This is a genomic window from Arthrobacter sp. MYb214 (genome assembly GCF_002979865.1).
Taxonomy (GTDB): Bacteria; Actinomycetota; Actinomycetes; order Actinomycetales; family Micrococcaceae; genus Glutamicibacter.
Window position 1 is genome coordinate 154883 of sequence record NZ_PCPZ01000004.1, and the last position, 19547, is coordinate 174429.

General features: G+C 64.0%; 17 protein-coding genes. 11 read left to right on the plus strand and 6 right to left on the minus strand.

Annotation, left to right across the window (positions count from 1 at the left end; all coding sequences use genetic code 11):
* The first annotated feature begins 150 nt into the window (after positions 1–150).
* Positions 151–756 (plus strand): malonic semialdehyde reductase, encoded by a 606-nt coding sequence (locus tag CQ012_RS11590; RefSeq protein ID WP_105662234.1) that lies wholly within the window; start codon positions 151–153, stop codon positions 754–756.
* A gap of 88 nt (positions 757–844) precedes the next feature.
* On the opposite strand, the gene CQ012_RS11595 is transcribed toward CQ012_RS11590, so the two are convergent.
* From CQ012_RS11595 to CQ012_RS11605, 3 genes are all read right to left on the minus strand, one after another.
* Positions 845–1861 (minus strand): sugar phosphate isomerase/epimerase family protein, encoded by a 1017-nt coding sequence (locus CQ012_RS11595; RefSeq protein ID WP_105662235.1) that lies wholly within the window; start codon positions 1859–1861, stop codon positions 845–847.
* Positions 1858–3030: a Gfo/Idh/MocA family protein gene (locus CQ012_RS11600; RefSeq protein ID WP_105662236.1), complete on the minus strand. Its 1173-nt coding sequence runs from the start codon at positions 3028–3030 to the stop codon at positions 1858–1860. Before CQ012_RS11600 ends, CQ012_RS11595 begins: the two co-directional genes overlap by 4 nt.
* A 118-nt stretch (positions 3031–3148) precedes the next feature.
* On the minus strand, positions 3149–4156 hold the full coding sequence (locus CQ012_RS11605; RefSeq protein WP_105662237.1) for a LacI family DNA-binding transcriptional regulator: 1008 nt from the start codon (positions 4154–4156) through the stop codon (positions 3149–3151).
* Positions 4157–4494: 338 nt separating this feature from the next.
* Here CQ012_RS11605 and iolC point away from each other — a divergent pair, with 338 nt between their 5' ends.
* The 8 genes from iolC to CQ012_RS11645 all read left to right on the plus strand — a co-directional run bounded on the left by iolC (position 4495) and on the right by CQ012_RS11645 (position 14743).
* Positions 4495–5487 (plus strand): 5-dehydro-2-deoxygluconokinase, encoded by a 993-nt coding sequence (gene iolC, locus CQ012_RS11610; protein WP_105656549.1) that lies wholly within the window; start codon positions 4495–4497, stop codon positions 5485–5487.
* A 2-nt stretch (positions 5488–5489) separates the two neighbouring features.
* Complete coding sequence (locus tag CQ012_RS11615; protein ID WP_105656548.1) at positions 5490–6419, plus strand: Cgl0159 family (beta/alpha)8-fold protein; 930 nt, start codon at positions 5490–5492, stop codon at positions 6417–6419.
* Positions 6420–6449: 30 nt separating this feature from the next.
* Entirely contained in the window at positions 6450–8381 is a 1932-nt protein-coding gene (gene iolD / locus CQ012_RS11620; protein WP_105662238.1) for a 3D-(3,5/4)-trihydroxycyclohexane-1,2-dione acylhydrolase (decyclizing), read from the plus strand.
* Between the two features lie 44 nt (positions 8382–8425).
* On the plus strand, positions 8426–9940 hold the full coding sequence (locus CQ012_RS11625) for a CoA-acylating methylmalonate-semialdehyde dehydrogenase (protein WP_105662239.1): 1515 nt from the start codon (positions 8426–8428) through the stop codon (positions 9938–9940).
* Positions 9941–9970: 30 nt separating this feature from the next.
* Positions 9971–10891, plus strand: coding sequence for a sugar phosphate isomerase/epimerase family protein (locus tag CQ012_RS11630; protein ID WP_105662240.1), 921 nt, complete (start codon positions 9971–9973; stop codon positions 10889–10891).
* A gap of 40 nt (positions 10892–10931) precedes the next feature.
* Positions 10932–11945, plus strand: a complete 1014-nt coding sequence (locus tag CQ012_RS11635) for a Gfo/Idh/MocA family protein (protein ID WP_105656544.1) — start codon at positions 10932–10934, stop codon at positions 11943–11945.
* A 7-nt stretch (positions 11946–11952) separates the two neighbouring features.
* Positions 11953–12837, plus strand: a complete 885-nt coding sequence (locus tag CQ012_RS11640; RefSeq protein ID WP_105656543.1) for a sugar phosphate isomerase/epimerase family protein — start codon at positions 11953–11955, stop codon at positions 12835–12837.
* Between the two features lie 415 nt (positions 12838–13252).
* Positions 13253–14743 (plus strand): sugar porter family MFS transporter, encoded by a 1491-nt coding sequence (locus tag CQ012_RS11645; protein ID WP_105656542.1) that lies wholly within the window; start codon positions 13253–13255, stop codon positions 14741–14743.
* Between the two features lie 65 nt (positions 14744–14808).
* Here the strand turns inward: CQ012_RS11645 and CQ012_RS11650 are convergent, their stop codons facing one another.
* Entirely contained in the window at positions 14809–15798 is a 990-nt protein-coding gene (locus CQ012_RS11650; RefSeq protein WP_105662241.1) for a LacI family DNA-binding transcriptional regulator, read from the minus strand.
* A gap of 96 nt (positions 15799–15894) precedes the next feature.
* On the opposite strand from CQ012_RS11650, the gene CQ012_RS11655 reads away from it, so the two are divergent.
* Together CQ012_RS11655 and CQ012_RS11660 are read left to right on the plus strand one after the other, a co-directional pair.
* The gene (locus CQ012_RS11655) at positions 15895–16986 is read left to right on the plus strand and encodes a Gfo/Idh/MocA family oxidoreductase (protein ID WP_105662242.1); all 1092 of its coding nucleotides are present in this window, start codon (positions 15895–15897) and stop codon (positions 16984–16986) included.
* Positions 16983–17777 carry a TIM barrel protein gene (locus tag CQ012_RS11660; protein WP_105656539.1) on the plus strand — a complete coding sequence of 265 codons (795 nt, stop codon included), beginning with the start codon at positions 16983–16985 and terminating at the stop codon, positions 17775–17777. Before CQ012_RS11655 ends, CQ012_RS11660 begins: the two co-directional genes overlap by 4 nt.
* 91 nt (positions 17778–17868) lie before the next feature.
* On the opposite strand, the gene iolB is transcribed toward CQ012_RS11660, so the two are convergent.
* Together iolB and CQ012_RS11670 are read right to left on the minus strand one after the other, a co-directional pair.
* Positions 17869–18771 (minus strand): 5-deoxy-glucuronate isomerase, encoded by a 903-nt coding sequence (iolB, locus tag CQ012_RS11665; RefSeq protein WP_105656538.1) that lies wholly within the window; start codon positions 18769–18771, stop codon positions 17869–17871.
* Positions 18772–18804: 33 nt separating this feature from the next.
* The gene (locus CQ012_RS11670) at positions 18805–19545 is read right to left on the minus strand and encodes a GntR family transcriptional regulator (RefSeq protein WP_105662243.1); all 741 of its coding nucleotides are present in this window, start codon (positions 19543–19545) and stop codon (positions 18805–18807) included.
* Between the last annotated feature and the right edge of the window lie 2 nt (positions 19546–19547).

Below are 19547 nucleotides of genomic sequence, written 5' to 3' on the forward strand. Positions count from 1 at the left end.
AGCTCCAGGCGAGCCCCGGCCTGCGTGTGGCAGAGAACACGTGGCTTGCCGGAATGAGGTGCAGCCGATCCTCGTTGGGCATTGATAGAAGAAAACCGTATCCGGCAATGGCCCGAACCAGTGGCCTCGGGCAGATCTGAAAGGCAATCAATGACAGTTGCATCCCAGGAAATCCAGGCCGACACAGCAACGCTCAACGCCATTTTTGGCGAGGCGCGCACCGCTAACGCGTTCACCGGAGAGGTTACCGAGGAGCAGGCCCAGGAAATCTACGAACTGGCCAAGTTCGGTCCAACCGCGTTCAATTCCCAGCCGCTGCGCGTCACCTACGTGCGGTCGGACGAAGCCCGCGCCACCCTGGTCGACGCGCTCTCCAACGGCAACAAAGCCAAGACCGCCGCAGCTCCGCTGGTAGCGATCCTCAGCTATGACACCGCATGGCACGAACAGTGGGACAACTTCCTGCCCGGCTACAACGCGCCCAAGGCCATGTACGATGCTGATGCGGACTTCACCGCATCCACCGGCAACAACAACGCACACCTGCAGGCGGGCTACTTCATGCTGGCCGCGCGCAGCTTGGGCTTCGCGGTAGGTCCAATGACCGGCGCAGACTTCTCCGCCATCGACGCATCGTTCTTCCCGGAAGGCGATCAGAAGAGTTTCCTGGTCGTGAATATCGGCCAGCCAGCCGAAAGCGAGATCGGCTCGCCAAAAGCACGCTTCGACTACGAAGCAGTTGTCCGCACCGTCTAGGTGCATCGAGTACTTCGAAAACGGCATGCGCCAGAAGCCCGGAATTCACACGGTGAATTCCGGGCTTCTGCACGCCAGCGGGAGGATCCTAGGAGGTTGCGGCCAATGAAGCTTGCAGGGCCGCGTCGGCCTCAATGAGTACCTTGGCGGCGACTTCCAGGCCCTCAACGGCACCTAGCTCGGTGTCCTCGTGTTCGATGTTCACCATCATTTCCGGATCCACCTCGTGCAATGCGCGCAAGAATTCGGTCCAGAATGCGGTGTCATGTCCCTTGCCCAAAGCCACGAAGTCCCAGGCTGAATTCTTCGGCCACTCGTTCGCCCATTCATCCCCGCCGAGGTTGGTGCGTGGTTCGTCTTCGCCCAGCTTGCGGAAGCTGTTATCCAATACGCCCTGGATGGCCGCATTCGGATTGACGCGCACATCCTTGGCTGCTGCGTGGAAGACCCATGGGCCCAGGTCGCGGACAACGGCTACTGGATCCATCTGCTGCCAGAAGAGGTGCGAGGCATCCAGTTCAACTCCGATGTTGCTGGTACCCGCCCGCTTCAACAGCTCGCGAAAGCTTGCAGGGTTGAAGACCAGGTTCTGCGGGTGCAGCTCCAGAGCAACCTTGACTCCGTGTTCGACAGCCAGCTCATCGATTTCTTTCCAGAATTCCGCGGCGATCCCGAATTGATAGTCCAGCTGGTCCAGGGCTGCCGAATTCCAGGCATTGACTACCCAGTTCGGGGTCGAAGCATTGGGGTCTCCAGCGGGCAGGCCGGACATGGTGACCACGCGGGTCTGGCCTAGGCGCGCGGCCAGCTTGATGGAGCGGCGAATGTCCTCGGCGTGCTTCTGGCCGATTTCGCGATTGGGGTGCAATGGGTTGCCGTTGCAGTTCAGCCCATAGATTTCCACGCCGGTGCCTTCGAATTGGGCGAGGAAAGCATCGCGAGCGATGTCGGATTCCAGGATCTCGTCGATGTTCGGCACGTGCACTGGGGGCAAGAAGCCGCCGGTGTTCAATTCGATGCCGGTCAGTCCCTGGGCGGCAATGACCTCCAGGGCTTCGGCCAGCGGGCGGTTGTGGAGGATTGCGTTGTAGACTCCGAGTTTCACAGTGAAACCTTCTTTCCGTCATTGGCAGCGGACTGCACGACCGCCTGGAGGACCTGCATATTGTGCACGCCCTCGTCGAATGTTGCGTTGCTGGGAAGTGCATTGCCCAGGCCGCAGACCTCGTCGAGGAAGGCGCGCGCCTGGTAGCCGAAGGCATCATTCTGGCCGAAGCCGACACCTGGCGCATCCATGGGCAGTCCGCCACTGAGGTAGGCGTGTTCCGAGCCGAGATTTACCGTGCGGTAGCCGTTGGTTGCCGAAGGGCCCTCGGTGAGCATGATTTCGATTTCCGCTGGACGCAGCTGGCTGAAGCGTGCGGCGCCCTTCTCGCAAAAGACCTCGAAGGTCAGCGTATTGGGGTGGCCGGCTGTCACGCGGGAAACTTCCAGGCTGCCTGCGGCCCCGGCGAACTGTACGTTGAACGCCGCGTAGTCGTCGTTTTCTACCGGCTCGGACGTGTCGCTCAGTTCCACGAGATCGTGGCCGGTGACGGCGCCGGCTGGCAGGAAGCGTTCGGTGATGCTGGTGCTCAGCTGGCCGCCGCTGACCGAAAGAATCTCGCCGGCCAGGAATTCGGCAACGTAGGCCAGGTGGCTTCCCACATCGGCCAGTGCGCCCGAGCCTGGCTGGCCCTTGAAGCGCCAGCTCATCGGGGCCTGCGGGTTGTGGCCGTAGTCGGTCCAGTAGCGTCCGGAGAAATGCAGCACCTTGCCCAGGGTGCCATCGGCGATCAGGTTCTGGATCGTGGCGATGCCCGGGGTGCGGCGGAAGGTGAAGCCAACGCGGGCCACGGAGTCGGCGTTGCGGGCCGCGGTGGCCATCGCTTCAGCTTCTTGAAGGGTGTCAGCCAGCGGCTTTTCGCACAAAACGTGCTTGCCGGCAGCCAGCAGGCCCTCGACGGCTTCACGGTGGAAACGGTTGGCAATAACTACCGAGACCACGTCGATATCTGGATCTGCGGCCACCTCTTGCCAGGAGCCGAGCGCCTTTTCGTAGCCGTAGCGCTTGGCGACCTTGGCCGCGAGCTCGGTGTTCACATCAGCCACGGCAACGTAGCGAAGCGGCGGCAAGTCGGAGCTGTAGAGGGTGGGTGCTGTGCGGTACCCAGCGATGTGGGACAGCTCGGCCATGCCGGCGCCAATGACGGCAATGCCGATGGTTTTTGTCATGGAATTCTCCTGGATGAAAGCTGTTCATGGAATATTTTGGAGCGCTCCAAAAGAGTCTAGAACCTATTTCAGATCGCGGTCAAGGGGTCTGCAGGAGAAGGTTTGGAACCGGAGGGAATCAGGGCCGGCGTGGTGCCGCGCAGGTGCCGCGCTCGATGAGCGACGGCTCCATCAGCACGCGCTGGGCTTCGCGTTCGGGATTGGCGAGCCGGGAGAGCACCTGCTGGGCCACGTGCAATCCAAGCTCGTGGTTGCGGCTATCCACGGTTGTCAGGCGCAGCAGGTGGGTGCCGGAGAGCGGCGAGTTGTCGTAGCCGATGATTGACAAATCCCCAGGTGTCGACAGGCCGGCTTCCCGGGCGGCTGCCATGGCTCCCATGGCCATTGAGTCGTTGCCGGCCAAGATGGCCGTTGTTTCCGGGGCTTCGCCCAAAAGCTGCCGTGCGCACTGGTAGCCGGTGTCTTCGGTGGTCAGTTCGCTGACCGAAACGATGCGCTCTTCGAGTCCCGCGGCCTTCATTGCCTCCTGGTACCCGGCCAGGCGCAGCATCGAGGCTCCGCCGCCACCGGCGATGTGGCCAATATTCCGGTGGCCCAGCGAAACCAGGTACTCGATGGCTTGGCGTGCCCCGAGCCTGTCGTCACTGGAAGAAATGTCCGCGCCGCGAACCTGGGTGGCGCGATTGCCGGCCACAATGACCGGAACCTGCGCTGAAAAGCGCATGGCAGGAGTCGGTTCGGTGGCCAGTACCAAAGCCTCTACCCGGGTGCTGAGGAATCCATCGAGCGGGTCCGACTCGACGTGGGTGTTGAGTGCCCGGTCGGAAACTGCGATGCGCAATCCTGCGCTTGCCAGTCCTTCTTGGAGCCCGCGAAGAAGTTCCACGAACCAGACGTTGGTGTAGTCGTCGATGACTACGCCGACTGTCTGGCTCGTGCCGCCGGCAAGTGCCGTGGCGGCCTGGCTGGGGCGGTAATCCAGTTCCTTGATGGCGGCCAGTACTGCCGCGCGACGTGCTTCCGAGACGCTGGGGGAGCCGCGCAGCACCAGGGACACCAGCGACTTGGAAACACCTGCGGCCTGGGCAACGTCGTAGATGGTCGCTCGACGGCGTGCTGCGGCCACAGTTCCTCCTGGGGGTGTCGGTTGTTCTCGTTAAGAGCCTAGCGTTTTGCTCGAGCGCACGGCCGTGCGGGACGGTTTCGACGCGTCGAACTTCGCGGGCCACGCCATGAAGCCAAGACATGGCATGTGGAAATTTTTTTATTTTCAACGTCCGAAACAGATGGAATACCCCGGAATTCCGCGGATTTGTCCACACCATGTTACTCATGTTGTAAATATGTCAGTACAAACCTTTGACAGTGCCGAATTCATGGTGCAAAGTATTTCTTGTGGCACCGTTCACATCTTCGGCTGTTGGCCGATCCCTGAACTTCTGACTCGAAAGGACGTCGATCTGCGTGACTTACGACGTACTCACCCTCGGACGCATCAGCGTCGACGTGTATCCGAATGACATCGGCGTTTCCCTCGCGGATGTGAACACATTCAGCAAGTACCTCGGCGGCTCCGCCACCAACGTCGCCGTGGCGGCCGCCCGGCACGGCCGAGCAGCCGGTGTGATCACCAAAATCGGCGACGACGACTTCGGCACATTCCTGGAACGCGAATTGGACCGCTTCGGCGTGGACCGCACCCAGGTAGCCCGCGACGCCACGTTGCAGACGCCGGTCACCTTCTGCGCCATCATGCCGCCGGACGACTTCCCGCTGTACTTCTACGGACGCTTCCCGATGGCGCCGGACTGGAACATCGACAGCAGCGACATCGACCTCCAAGCCGTCAAGGACTCCAGGATCTTCTGGAGCACCGTCACCGGCTTGAGCCGCGAACCTTCGCGCACCGCGCAATTGGCGGCCTATGCCGCCCGCCCAGCAGATTCCCTGGCCCAGGGTCAGTTCACCATTCTGGATTTGGACTACCGCCCGATGTTCTGGGACTCCGTGGAACAGGCCCGCGAACAGGTAGCGCGTGCCCTGCCATCGGCCACCGTGGCCATCGGCAACGACACCGAATGCTCGGTAGCCGTCGGCGAAGGCACCCCGGATGAGCAGGCCGACCGCCTGCTGGAGGCCGGAGTGCAGATTGCCGTGGTCAAGCTCGGCCCCGAAGGGGTCATGGCCAAAACCCGCACCGAGCGCGTGGTTTCCGCGCCGGTCCCGGTGCAGACCGCTAACGGACTGGGTGCCGGAGATTCCTTCGGCGGCGCCTTCTGCCACGGACTGCTCTCCGGCTGGCCGCTGGAACAGGTGCTTGACTACGCCAATGCCGCCGGAGCCATTGTGGCCTCGAAGGTTGCCTGCTCCGACGCCATGCCGGACCCGGAAGAAGTCAATGCCCTGCTGGCCGAGCGCGGCCGCACCGTCCCCGACTCCCAGAAAGACCTGGTCTAGAAATGAAACAGGCATCAGAGCTGCCAGTGGACCGGGAAGACCCGCGCCGCTACGAATCCATCACCCGCCAGCGGCTGGAAGACCCGGCCTCGGTGCAGCGCGCCGCTTCGCTGCGCCGGAAGCACGCCGGCCCGGTGCTGGGACGGCAGAACTTCATCATCGCCGCCGACCACCCGGCCCGCGGCGCCCTGTCCGTGGGCAAGCGCGCCACGGCCATGGCCGATCGCCGCCAGCTGCTGGACCGGCTGCAGATCGCCTTGCAGAACCCCGCCTGCGACGGGGTGCTGGCCTCACCCGATATCCTCGATGACCTGCTGCTGCTGGGCGCGCTGGAAGGCAAGCTGGTCTTCGGATCGATGAACCGCGGCGGGCTCACCGGCTTGGTCAACGAGATCGACGACCGCTTTACCGGGCACAGCGCGGCCGCCCTGGCTGCCCTGGGCGCCGACGGCGGCAAGATGCTCACCCGGATCAGCTACGAGGATCCGGACACCGTGAAAACCCTGGCCGCTACCGCCGACGCCGTGTCGGATCTGGCCCGGCACCAGCTGGTGGCCATGGTCGAGCCGTTCATCTCCAAGCGGGCCGAGGGCAAGGTAGTCAACGACCTGCGCCCGGAGGCAGTGATCAAGTCCATGGGCATCGCCTCGGGACTGGGCGAAACCAGCGCCTACACCTGGCTGAAGATTCCCGTGGTCCAGGAGATGGAACGGGTCATGGCCGCGACCACCCTGCCCACGGTCCTGCTCGGCGGGGATCCATCGGGCAGTCCCGACGAGGTCTTCGCCTCGTGGCAGGCGGCGCTGGCCCTGCCTTCGGTGCAGGGGCTGACCGTAGGCCGGACCCTGCTGTATCCCGAGGACGGGGATGTGGCCGCCGCCGTGGCAACCGCCGCATCGCTACTGGACACCACCGCAACCGTACGCAGCTGAGAAGGACGAAGCTCGATGACTACACGCACAATGACCGTTGCCCAGGCGGTCGTGGAATTCCTGGGCCGCCAGTACACGGTGGATTCCATCGGCGGCACGCACTACCGCGAACGGCTGATTCCGGGCATGTTCGGGATTTTCGGCCACGGGAATGTTGCCGGGGTGGGCCAGGCGCTGAAGCAGTGGCAGGCCAAGGACCCGAGCCTCATGCCGTACTACCAGGGCCGCAATGAGCAGGCGCAGTCGCACCAGGCCGTTGCCTACGCGCGGCACACCCGCCGGCGCGCCACCTACGCGGTCTCCACCTCCATCGGCCCCGGGTCCTCCAACTTGCTCACCGGTGCGGCGCTGGCCACCGCCAACCGCCTGCCGGTGCTGCTGCTGCCTTCGGACACCTTCGCCACCCGCGCCGCGGACCCGGTGCTCCAGCAGCTGGAAATGCCGCACGGCTACGACATCACCGTCAACGACGCCTTCCGCCCGCTGTCCAAGTACTTCGACCGGGTCACGCGACCCGAGCAGCTGGCCAGTGCCTTGCACCACGGGTTGCGGGTGCTCACCGACCCCGCCGAAACCGGAGCGGTGACCATCTCCTTGCCGCAGGACGTGCAGGCCGAGGCCTTCGACTTCCCGGAAGAGCTCTTTGCCGAGCGCGAGTGGAAGATCCGCCGCCCGGCACCGGAATCCGAGGACATCGCGGCGGCCGCGGCCATGATCCGCGAAGCCAAGCGCCCATTGATCGTCGCAGGCGGCGGCGTGCTGTACGCCTACGCCACCGAGGAGCTGGCCGCCTTCTGCGAAGCCACCGGCATCCCCGTGGGCAATACCCAGGCCGGGGTGGGCGTGCTGCCGTGGGATTCCAAGTACTCCCTGGGCGCCATCGGCTCCACCGGCACCACCGCGGCCAATGCGCTGGCCGAGCAGGCGGATCTGGTCATCGGCATCGGCACCCGCTATGAGGACTTCACCACCGCCAGCCGCACCGCATTCCAGAACCCGGACGTGAAGTTCGTGAACATCAACGTCGCCGCGCTGGACGCCTACAAGCACGGCACCGTGCTGCCGGTGGTCGCCGATGCCCGCAAGGCGCTGATCGCGCTGCGCGAGGCGCTGACCGGATACCGGGTCGAGGGAGCCCTGGAAGTCCAGGCCGCCACCGAGAAGCAGCGCTGGGACGCGACCGTTGATGCGGCCTTCGCCGAGCGGCTGAGCCCGCTGGTCAGCCAGAACGCCATCATCGGAGCGGTGAACCAGGCCATGGATCCGCGCGATGTGGTGGTCTGCGCCGCCGGCTCGCTGCCCGGGGACCTGCACAAGATGTGGCGGGTCTCCGACCCGTTCGGCTACCACGTGGAATACGGCTTCTCCTGCATGGGATACGAGATCGCCGGCGGGCTGGGCATCAAGCGCGCCGCCCTTGCTGAAACCGCGCGAGGCTCCGAAGAGCCCCGCGACGTCGTGGTGATGGTGGGTGACGGCTCCTACCTGATGATGCACACCGAGCTGGTCACCGCCGTGGCCGAAGGCCTGAAGCTGATCACCGTGCTGATACAGAACCATGGCTACGCCTCCATCGGAGCCCTGTCCGAATCACTGGGCTCCCAGCGTTTCGGCACCAAGTACCGCACGCTCGATGCCCAGCGCCACAGCTTCGATGATGGTGCGACCTTGCCAGTGGACCTGGCTGCCAACGCCGAGTCGCTGGGCGTGAAGGTCATCCGGATCGAGCCCGGGCCCCAAGCCATCGATGAGCTCTCGGCGGCCATCGCCCAGGCCAAGGCCGCGCCCGAGGGTTCGGGGCCGATCCTGATCCACATCGAATCCGACCTCTACGCCGATGCTCCCTCCAGCGAGTCCTGGTGGGATGTGCCGGTCAGCGAGGTCGCCGAGCTGGACTCCACCACCCAGGCCCGCAAGACCTACGCCGAGCACAAATCCCGCCAGAAGCCCCTGCTGGGCTAGGCGCACCGCACCAGACCAACTCGAATACCGAAAGACGTGAACCCATGACTGCTACCGCTACCGAAGTCACCGAAATCCTGCACTACATCAACGGCAAGCCCAGCGCCGGCACCGGCACCGCCACCCAGCCGGTCTACAACCCTGCGACCGGCGAAATCACCGGCCAGCTGCACCTGGCCAGCGACGAGGACCTGCAGCAGGCCGTGGCCGTGGCCAAGGCCGCCTCCGAAACCTGGGGCGAAGTATCGATCGCCAAGCGCAGCAAGATCCTCTTCCGCTTCCAGCAGCTGCTCACCGAGCACACCGGCGAGCTGGCCCGCATCGTCACCTCCGAGCACGGCAAGGTCCTCTCCGACGCCGCCGGCGAGATCAGCCGCGGCATCGAAGTGGTGGAGTATGCCTGCGGCATCTCCCAGTCGCTGAAGGGCGAATACTCCGACCAGGTCTCCACCGGCATCGACGTGTTCTCCTTCCGCCAGCCGCTGGGCGTGGTCGCCGGCATCACCCCGTTCAACTTCCCGGTGATGGTGCCGCTGTGGATGGCACCGGTGGCCATTGCCACCGGCAACGCCTTCATCCTCAAGCCTTCCGAGCGCGACCCTTCGGCCGCCTTGCTGATCGCCGAGCTGTTCAAGGAAGCCGGCCTGCCCGACGGCGTTTTCCAGGTGCTGCACGGCGGCAAGGAAACCGTGGACGGGCTGCTCACCCACCCGGATGTGGATGGCATCTCCTTTGTCGGTTCCACTCCGATCGCCAAGTACGTGCACGAAACCGCCACCAAGCACGGCAAGCGCGTGCAGGCCCTGGGCGGAGCGAAGAACCACGCGGTGATCATGCCCGATGCCGATATGGACTTGGCCGCCGACCACATCAACGCCGCCGCTTTCGGCTCCGCGGGCCAGCGCTGCATGGCCATCTCCGTGGCCGTCGCCGTGGGCGATGCCGCCGACGGCCTGGTGGACAAGCTCGCCGAGCATGCCCGCAACGTCAACGTCTCGAACGGCTTCGATGAGACGGCGGATATGGGACCGGTGATCACCCCGGCCTCGAAGTCCCGCCTGCAGAAGATCGTTGGCGAGGCGCAGGAAGCTGGCGCCGCGCTGGTCATCGACGGACGCGACCTGGTGGTCAAGGACCACGAGAACGGGTTCTTTGTCGGCCCGACCATCATCGACAAAGTCAGCCGCGAGATGAGCGCCTACACCGAGGAGATCTTCGGCCCGGTACTGGTGGTGCTGCGCGTAGACAGCCTGGAAGAAGCCATCGAAGTGGTCAACGCGAACCCCTACGGCAACGGCACGGCCATCTTCACCTCCTCCGGCGCCCACGCCCGCACCTACACCCGCCGCATCCAGGTAGGCATGGTCGGGGTCAACGTGCCGCTGCCGGTGCCGGTTGCCTGGCACTCCTTCGGAGGCTGGAAGGACTCGCTGTTCGGCGAGCACCACATCTACGGCCCGGACGGCGTGCGCTTCTACACCCGGGGCAAGGCCATCACGCAGCGCTGGCCGGAGCCGGCCCAGGGCACGGCCGCCACCTTCAACTTCCCCTCCAACTAGGCACCTTGAACAGAAGATAAGGTATGCACCATGGCACAGAACATCACCATTGGGACTGCCCCCGATTCCTGGGGAGTCTGGTTTCCCGATGATCCCCAGCAGACACCCTGGCAGCGCTTCCTCGACGAAGTGGCTGAAGCCGGCTACAAGACCATTGAACTGGGTCCCTACGGGTACCTGCCCACCGACCCCGCGCAGCTGGCCGACGAGCTGGCCGCCCGCGACCTGAAGGTCTGCGCCGGCACCGTCTTCACCGCCTTCCACCGCGGCATCGACGGCAGCGCCAGCGCCTGGGAAGAAGCCTGGGAGCCAGCCCGCAAGGTGGCCGAGCTGACCGCCGCCATGGGAGGCGAGCATATTGTGGTGATCCCTGCCATGTGGCGCGACGACGTCACCGGCCAGGCCATCGAATCGGGCACCCTGGACGGTTCGGCCTGGGATTCGCTGGCCAAGGGCCATGACCGGCTGGGAAGGATCCTGCAGGAGGAATTCGGCCTCAAGCAGCAGTTCCATTCCCACGCCGACTCCCACGTCTGCGGCCAGGGCGACATCGAGAAGTTCCTTGAGCTCACCGACCCGCAATTCACCACCCTGTGCCTGGACACCGGACATGCCGAATACGGTGGAGCTTCCAGCGTGGACTTGATCCGCCGCTTCCCGGAGCGCATCGGGTACCTGCACCTGAAGCAGATCAACCCGGACATCCTGGCCACGGTCCGCGCACAGGACATGACCTGGGCCGCGGCCAACTTGGCCGGGGTGATGTGCGAACCGCCTTCCGGGTTGCCTGACCTCAACGAGGTCTTGAAGGAAGTGGAGAAGCTGGGCCGTCCGATTTTCGGAATTGTCGAACAGGACATGTACCCGGTGGCCGACTTCTCGGTGCCGCTGCCCATCGCCACCCGCACCCGCGACTACCTGCTCAGCTGCGGCTCGCGCAGCCGCGTCTAAGCAATCCCCACCTAGCCAAGAATTCTTGAAAGGACATATCGTGCCAGATAACCTGCGCGTCGCCGTCGTTGGAGCCGGGCGCATGGGCGCCGACCACATACAGCGGATCCACCACCGTATTTCCGGAGCCGAAGTCGCGGCCGTTGTCGATATCGACACCGACCGGGTCGCTGCGGCCATCGACGGGATCCCGGGTGCCAAGGGCTACGCCGACCTGTCCGCGGCGCTCGCCGGCGGAGAGGTCAACGCGGTACTGCTGGCGACCCCCGGCTTCCTTCACCACGATGCATTGCTGGCGGTGCTCGAGGCAGATATTCCGGTGCTGTGCGAAAAGCCGCTGACCCCCGATGCCGCTTCCTCCTGGGAGATCGTCGAGGCCGAGGCCAAGCTGGGCCGCAAGCGCATCCAAGTGGGCTTCATGCGGCGTTTCGACGCCGAGTACCGGCAGCTGCGCCAGCTGATCGAGGACGAGAGCCTGGGTGAATTGCTGGTGCTGCACCACCAGCACCGCAATCCCTCCACCCCGGAGGGCTTCACCAATGAGATGCTGATCAACGACTCGGTGGTCCACGAATTCGACGCCATCCGCTACTTCACCGGTGACGAGATCACCTCGGTGCAGGTGCGCTTGGGCAAGGCCACCCGCAATGCTCCCAACGGCCAGCACGACCCCCAGCACGTGCTGCTGGAAACCTCGACCGGAGTGCTCGCCGACGTGGAGATCTACGTCAACGCGAAGTTCGGCTACGAGGTGGCGACCCAGGCTTCCTTCGAGGAGGGCATCGTGTCCATCGGCAATGACGCTGGACCGTATGTGCGTACCGCCGGGCAGTGGGGCGGCAAGGTCACCCCGGGCTTCGAGGAGCGTTTCGGCGCCGCCTACGATACCGAAATCCAGTCATGGGTGGACGCCGCGCTGCGAGGCGAATTGGGCGGGCCCAGCGCCTGGGACGGCTACGCCACCGCGGCCTGCTGCGAGGCGGGAGTCGAAGCCCAGCGCACCGGCGAAAAGGTGGCAGTCAAGCTGAACAGCAAGCCGGATCTCTACAGCTAAGGGCATCATGAAATACGCACTGGACCCGACCCCGTTCCATTCCACCCATTCGCTGCTCCAGTTCCCGGAACTGGCAGCGGAGCTGGGCTATGACAGCATCCAGCTGACACCGCATGCGGACATGATTCCGTTCTTCACCCACCCCAAGGCCGACGATGACCTGGTCGCGCAGCTCGCGGCCCGTTGCCGGGCTTCCGGGGTGGAGATCGCTTCGGTGCTGCCGGTACTGCGCTGGGCCTCGCCCGATGAGAATTTGCGCCAGGCCGCGGTGCGCTACTGGAAGCGCGCCATCCAGATTGCCGTGGATCTCGGCGTGAACCAGATGAACACTGAATTCTCCGGGCGGCCGGAACGCGCCGAGGAGTCCGAGGCGGCATTCTACCGCTCCATGGAAGAGCTCGTGCCAATCATTGAGCGCGAGGGCATCAATGTGGCCATTGACCCGCATCCGGATGATTTTGTCGAAGAAGGCCTGGCCGCTTGGCGGGTGATCCGCGGGGTGAACTCGCCGAATCTGTCCTTCGTCTACGTTGCTTCGCATTCCTTCCACATGAAGGACAAGCCGCTGGATATCATGCAGGCAGTGGGAGAGCGGCTGCGCGTGGTGCACGTGGCGGACACCATGAACCATCATGCCTCGCACGGGTTGCGCTACATCACCAACCCGCCGGGCAATGCGGTGCGCGTGCACCAGCATCTGAAGCTTGGCGATGGCGACGTGAACTGGGACGAATTCTTCTCCGGCCTCGTGGCCAACGGATTTGCCGACCGCCAGGACAGCGTGATGGTCTCCTGCGTTTTTGCCGAGAACGAGAACGCCGTAGCAGTCGCCAAATACCAGTTGGAGCAGATGCGCAGCCGCGTTGACGCTGCCCGTGCCGTGCGCGCCTAGCCAAACCGGCTTCCCGAGCCGAATTGCAACATGACGAAAGCCGAATCCGCAAGGGTTCGGCTTTCGTCGTCCTGCCCGGGGGCCATCCTGCGCAGAAGGCGGATCCAGCAAGAGCCGCAAAATGCCGTGATGATCTGTGGGCATGGTCCCGGGAAGTGGCGGACCGGGAGGCTGCGGCAGTCCAAAAAGCAGTATCCGCCAGGACAAAATGTCCAAGAATGCTTGCCCAGAAAACACTGATGACGTATTGTCCTTACATAAGGGCTGTGAAGCCCATCACTTTCAATTATCGACGGGGCCGGAATAATGCTCAATGGCCCCCGCCGCACCGAGTGGAGGAAGCCGGATCGCAGTTGATCCGATGGATGGCCGCAGGCCAGCCATGCTTCCACCCGGGCAATCCAAAGGAGTCCCCATGTCCAGTGCGCAGAGTGCTTCTGCAGAGTCGAGTCTGCCGCCCCTTAGTCCGGGCCCCCATGCAAAACGTCTCGGTTTAATCTCCATCGTTGCCTGTTTCGGCGGTCTGCTTTTCGGCTATGACACAGGTGTTGCCAACGGTGCTGAAGGCCCGATGGCCGCCGAGCTGGGCCTGAATCTCCTGCAGATTGGCGTGGTGATCAGCTCGCTGGTCTTCGCCGCCGCAATTGGCGCACTGGTCGGTGGGCAGATCGCTGACGTGTGGGGCCGGCGGAAAACCATCATCATGCTGGCAGTCCTCTTCTTCGCGGGAAGCCTGCTGGTTGTCTTTTCGCCTGCTGGACCGGAACTGGGAACGTTCTCGCCCTTTGGCTACAGCGTGCTGATTGCCGGACGCATCATGCTCGGATTGGCCGTCGGCGGCGCATCTACGGTCGTGCCGGTATACCTGGCTGAACTGGCACCGTATGAAATTCGCGGCTCGATCACCGGCCGCAATGAGTTGGCCATCGTCTCGGGCCAGCTGGCCGCCTTCGTCATGAACGCGATCATTGGAACCGTTCTGGGCGGGACCGTGGATGGCATCTGGCGTATCATGTTCGCGATTTGCGCCTTGCCGGCATTGGCGTTGTTCTTCGGCATGCTGCGCATGCCTGAATCCCCTCGCTGGCTCGTGGAAAAGCGCCGCTATGCCGAGGCGTTGCGGGTGCTCAAGACCGTGCGCTCGCCTGAACGCGCACTGGCCGAAGTCCACGAGATCGAGATTGTCGCCGACGAGGAAAAGCTGGCTAACAAGCCGGTGGGCATCAAAGCGGTGCTGAAGAACAAATGGCTGATGCGCATCATCGCCATCGGCATCGGCGTTTCCATGACTCAGCAGCTCACGGGCATCAACTCGATCATGTACTACGGCACGCGCGTGCTGGAAGAATCCGGGATGTCAGAGCAGCAGGCAGTACTGGCGAATATCGCCTTTGGCGTGGTTGCTGTCATTGGCGGAATTATCGCCCTGCGCAACATGGACCGCATGGACCGCCGCAAGACGTTCCTGATTGGCCTGTCGCTGACCACCACCTGCCACTTGCTGGTGGCTATCGCGGGCATGCTGCTGCCAGTTGGCAGCCCGATCCGGCCAGTGGTGATCCTGATCCTGGTGGTTGCCTTCGTGATGTCCATGCAGACATTCCTGAACGTGGCCGTCTGGGTATGGCTGGCTGAAATCTTCCCGCTGCATATGCGCGGACTGGGCATTGGCATCTCGGTATTCTTCGGCTGGACGACCAACGGCGTGCTGGCACTGTTCTTCCCGTCGCTGGTCTCCGGGATCGGGATTACCGGATCCTTCTTCATCTTCGCTGGCATCGGTGTGCTGGCACTGTTCTTCGTAGCCACTCAGGTGCCTGAAACCCGTGGACGCTCGCTGGAAGCGCTGGAAGAGGATGTTTCCACCGGAGCGATCTACCACGTCAAGCCTGTGGTCAACGCCTGAATCCCGGCGCATCGCTGAGCTGGCAAGCCCAGCCCCCGCCGCATGGCAAGGGGCTGGGCTCGCCGCTATGCCCGGGGCCTTGCCGTGCTGCCTCGCACTACCAGCTGCGGGGCATGGGTGCTGGAAGCGCCCGGGGCGTTCAGGGCCGCGTGCATGGCGGCTTGGGCCAGTGCCGCGACATCTTGCCGAACGCTGGTCAGATCGGCGTGCGCCAGCCTGGCGAATTCACTGTCGTCATAGCCGACCAGGCAGATCTGCTCGGGAACATGCAGGCCGGCAAGGTCGATTGCTTGGCGGGCGCCGAGCGCCGCACGGTCATTGAAGGCCAGTACCGCTGTGGCGCGTTCGGCTGGGGTAGTCGCTTCCAGGTATTCGCGCAGGACCGTGAAAGCGGTGGCGTCATCGGGGCCAGCTGGGAGCACTTGGCCGTGCGCGTTGGCGCGGGCGGCGGATTCGGCAAAGGCATCGCGCCGCTGTTGCGCCGCGATGGCAGATCCGCCATCCAGATGCAGCAGCCGTGTGTGGCCGAGCTGGGCCACGTGGCTGACGGCTTGTTCAACGCCGGCAGCCTCGTTGGTAATGACTGATGGGATGCCGTCAATCGTGCGCAGCAGGCTGATTATGGGAAGCTGCTTGGAGGCGTGGACCAGTTGAGCCGGCGGAAGTTCCGGGAACAGGCCAATCACCGCTTCGACTCCCGCATCGATCAGCGTATTGAGCACTCGGCGTTCATCGCGGTGCCTGCCGGTAGCGCCCAGGATGATCTCGAAGCCGTTCTGGTCTGCCTGCTCGTACAGGGCATCGGCCAATTCCGCATGCAACGGTTCTCCCAGCGCCAGGGCCAGACCGATGGTCCGGCTGCGGCTGCTGCGCAGCGACCGCGCGCGCGAATCCGGGCGGTAACCCAACTCCGCGGCCGCCTGCTTGACTCGGGACCGGGATTCTTCGCTGGCACCCTCGGCACCGCGCATGACAATCGAGGCCAGCGCTACCGAGACCCCAGAGGCGCGGGCGACGTCGGCCAGTGTGGGGCGTTTTGCAGGGGGTGTCGGCATGGGCGGAACTTTCTTCTAGAACGTTATAGACAGTTGCTATCCAGTGTGCCATGATTTTCCTGAACACTAAATCTAGAACGTTCTAGGAGAGACTTCATGGCTTACCAGAGCCTGCCAGAAACTTCAGTAAAGCCGCTGCGCCTGGCCGTTATCGGTACCGGGTGGATCGGAGCATTCCACGCCCGCACCGTGGCGCAGCATCTGCCGGATGCGCTATTGCATGTCATAGCGGACCCGGCGCCGGGCCGGGCCGCTGAACTGGCCGCTGAGCTTGGTTGCCCGAACTACACCGAAGTCATCGCCGACGTGCTTGCCGACGACAGCGTGGACGCCGTGGTTATCGGGGCGCCTTCGAGCTTCCATGCCGGCTTGATCGCCCAAGCCGCCGCAGCCGGAAAGCACATCTTCTGCGAAAAGCCGGCAGCGCACGCGTTGTCGGACTTGGACGCCGCGCTTGACGCCGTAGAGGCTTCCGGGGTGCTGCTGCAGATCGGTTTCAACCGGCGCTTCTCCCGGGACTTCGCCGTTGTGGCGGAACAGGTGCATTCCGGAGTTATTGGCACCCCGCAACTGCTGCGCTCGCTGACCCGGGATCCAGAAGTGGCCGGCGGGCTGCCCAACGCGGCAAAGATCCGTTCCCACGTCATTTTCACTGAAACCCTGATCCACGATTTTGACACCCTGAACTGGTTGAACCCGGGAGCCGAAGCAGTGGAAGTCCACGTCATGTCCGATGCGCTGGTGGCCCCTGAGCACCGGGGCTCCGGTTTGCTGGATACCGCCGTGGTGAGCCTGCGCTACTCCAATGGGGCAATCGCCGTGGCCGAGGCGAACTTCTCGGCCAGCTACGGCTATGACGTGCGCGGAGAAGTCTTCGGTTCAAAGGGCATGGTGCAGGCAGGCAATCCGGTGCAGCTGGCCGCGGCCAGCTTCGACAGCCAGGGAGCGCATGCGCCAACCGAACGGTTGAACATCGAGCTATTCGCCCAGGCCTACCGCGAGCAGCTCTCGGTCTTCGCCCGCAAGATCCGGGGCTTGCGCGAGGATACGGCTGATGCGGCCCTGGCGGTCCCCACCGGCGCCGACGCCCGCGCAGCCCTGCGCATCGCACTGGCGGCCTTGGAATCCGCAGAATCCGGGCTGCCGGTCAAGTTGGAATCCGCCACCCGCCTTGCGGTGAACCCATGAACGGGCAACTGGCGGTCTGTGCCGAAATGGTCTTCCTGGACCTTCCGCTGATCGACCGGGTGAAGCGCCTGGACGAGGCCGGCTTTGAAATAGAACTCTGGGATATCCGGGGCAAGGACCTGCCGGCATTGGCGGCCACCGGCGCCCGTTTCGGCTCCATGACAGGCTACAGCGCAGGCAGCCTCTGCGATCCGGACAGCGCGGGCGAAGTTGTTCGCACCGCCAAGGAATTGATCCCGGCAGCCCAGCAGCTGGGCATCCACCGGCTAGTTGTGCATCCGGCCCAGCTCGTTGACGGGCAGGCGGCCAGCCCGCAATTCCGGGCTACCGGAGAGATGTGGCTCACCGCAGCGCGAACGCTGGAAGCACTGGGCCGCATCGGCGAAGAGCACCAGGTCACCTTCATGCTGGAGAACCTGAACACGATCCTGGATCACCCTGGAATCCCGCTGGGACGCGCCAAGGACACGATGTCCCTGGTCAAGGCCGTCGGGCACCCGAACGTGAAGATGATGCTGGACCTGTACCACGCCCAAATTGGCGAGGGGAACCTCATCGAACTGGTGCGCTCGGCGCTTCCGCACATTGGGGAAATCCAGGTCGCAGACGTACCCGGACGGTGCGAGCCGGGCACCGGGGAGATCAACTATCTGGCCGTCGCCCGTGTGCTGGCCGAGCTGGGTTATTCTGGCCCGATCGGCATGGAGGCCTACGCCAGCGCAGATTCCGAAGGAGCCATCGCGGCCTTTGCCCAGGCGTTTTCACCGCTGTCCAAGCCCGTGGCGCGCTAGCATCATGCACCGAGCATCGGAATGAGAGTCTAAAGCCCAGTGGCGGCAGCAGGAAAACCTGCTGCCGCCACTTGGCGTGCGTTCCGAGAAGCTACGCGCCAGCGCCGAAAGGCAAGCGCGAATCCATGCTCTGCGAATCCCAAGTCTGGCGGATCCAGCCGTGGTGGGGATCATCGCTGATCAGCCAATCGCGCACCCGCCCCGGGCCGGCCATGACGTTCAGGTAGTAGAGGTCGTATCCCGGCCCGGCCATGGCCGGACCATGCCAGCCGTAGGGGACCAGGACAACGTCCCCGGTGCGGACCTCGGCATTTACATCGATGGGGCGTTCATCCGAAGCATAAACGCGCGCGTAGCCGATGGGATCGCTTGCCGCCTCGGCGGGCATGCCCTGGGCTAGCTGCGTCTCGAAGTAGTAGATTTCCTCGAGGCTGGTTTCGCCTTCCTTCTCCTGATCATGCTTATGCGGAGGGTAGGAAGACCAGTTGCCCGCCGGAGTGATGACTTCGCAGACGATGAATCGGTCCGCTTCCAGGGCGGCCGGGGTGCCGAAGTTGTGGACCTGGCGGGAGCAGTTTCCTGCGCCGCGCAGCTCCACAGGGGTCTCTTCTGCCCTGATCAGCCGGGTCGGGTAGGACTGCTTGGCCGGGGCCAGTGCGACGGCGACCCGGCCCCCTTTGGCGGAGCTGATGGACAGCGCCGTGTTGATGCCGGTGTAGAGGACATCAGCAGGTCCAGCAAAGACTGATTCGCGACCCTTGAGAACATGTTCGGTTCCTGCCATGGCGACAGTGAATGATTCGCCGCTGAGCGGGACCACGATCCGTTCTTCGCTGCAGGCCTCCAGTTCAACTGTTTGGCCAGGGGCCAGTTCAGCTACCTTGAGTCCGGTGTGTGCCCAGCCGTCTATGGAAACGGCTGAGTCATGGGCACCGAGCGAGATGCTCCATTCTCCGTTAGCGGCCGAACCTGCAGGGTAAATCCAATCGGTCATCAGTCGATCCTTTCGACGGCGGGGGACAGGTGCCTAGCGTTGCACCAAGGTCATTTCAAAACTGTAGGCGTCTGCTCGATAAACATGGGAGCCGGTTTCCACGTTGCGCCCAGTGTCATCCACCGCGGTGCGCTGCATGGTCACCAGGGCCGAACCGGCCGCTGCGTCCAAGGTCTTGGCCTGGGCTTCATCTGCGGTCGTGGCCCCGATGCGCTGCTGGGCCAGGCGGAAGTTCACCCCTGCTTCGCGCAGGAGCTCGTAGAGGCCATGGGCCTGCAAGGACGTTTCGTCCAGCTCGACAATGTCGTCGCGAACCCAGTTCTCCATGAGGGCCAGCGGGCTGCCTCCGGCAGAACGCAGCCGGGTGAAGTGGTAGACAGAGACGTCCTTGGGCAGCGAAAGAAGATCCTGGATCTCCGGCGGAGCGGGAATGTGCTCGAAGCTGAGCAGGGTGGTAGAAGGCTTCTTCCCGGCGCGCTCAAGGTCGTCATTCAGGCTGGACAGCTCAAGATGCCGGCGGATCTGGCTGGAAACAACCTGCGTTCCCACACCGCGCTTGCGCACCAGCAGGCCGGACTGGACTAGGTCATCCATGGCCTTGCGAATGGTGGGCCGTGAAAGCCGCAGCCGCTGGGCCAGCTCGATTTCATTTTCCAGTCGAGTGCCCGAGGCCAGCGAACCGTCGCGGATCGCGCCTTCGATGCCTTGCGCTACCTGGTGGTAGAGGGGAATGGGCGAAGATCGGTCGATCTTGATGCTCAGTGGTGTGCTCACAG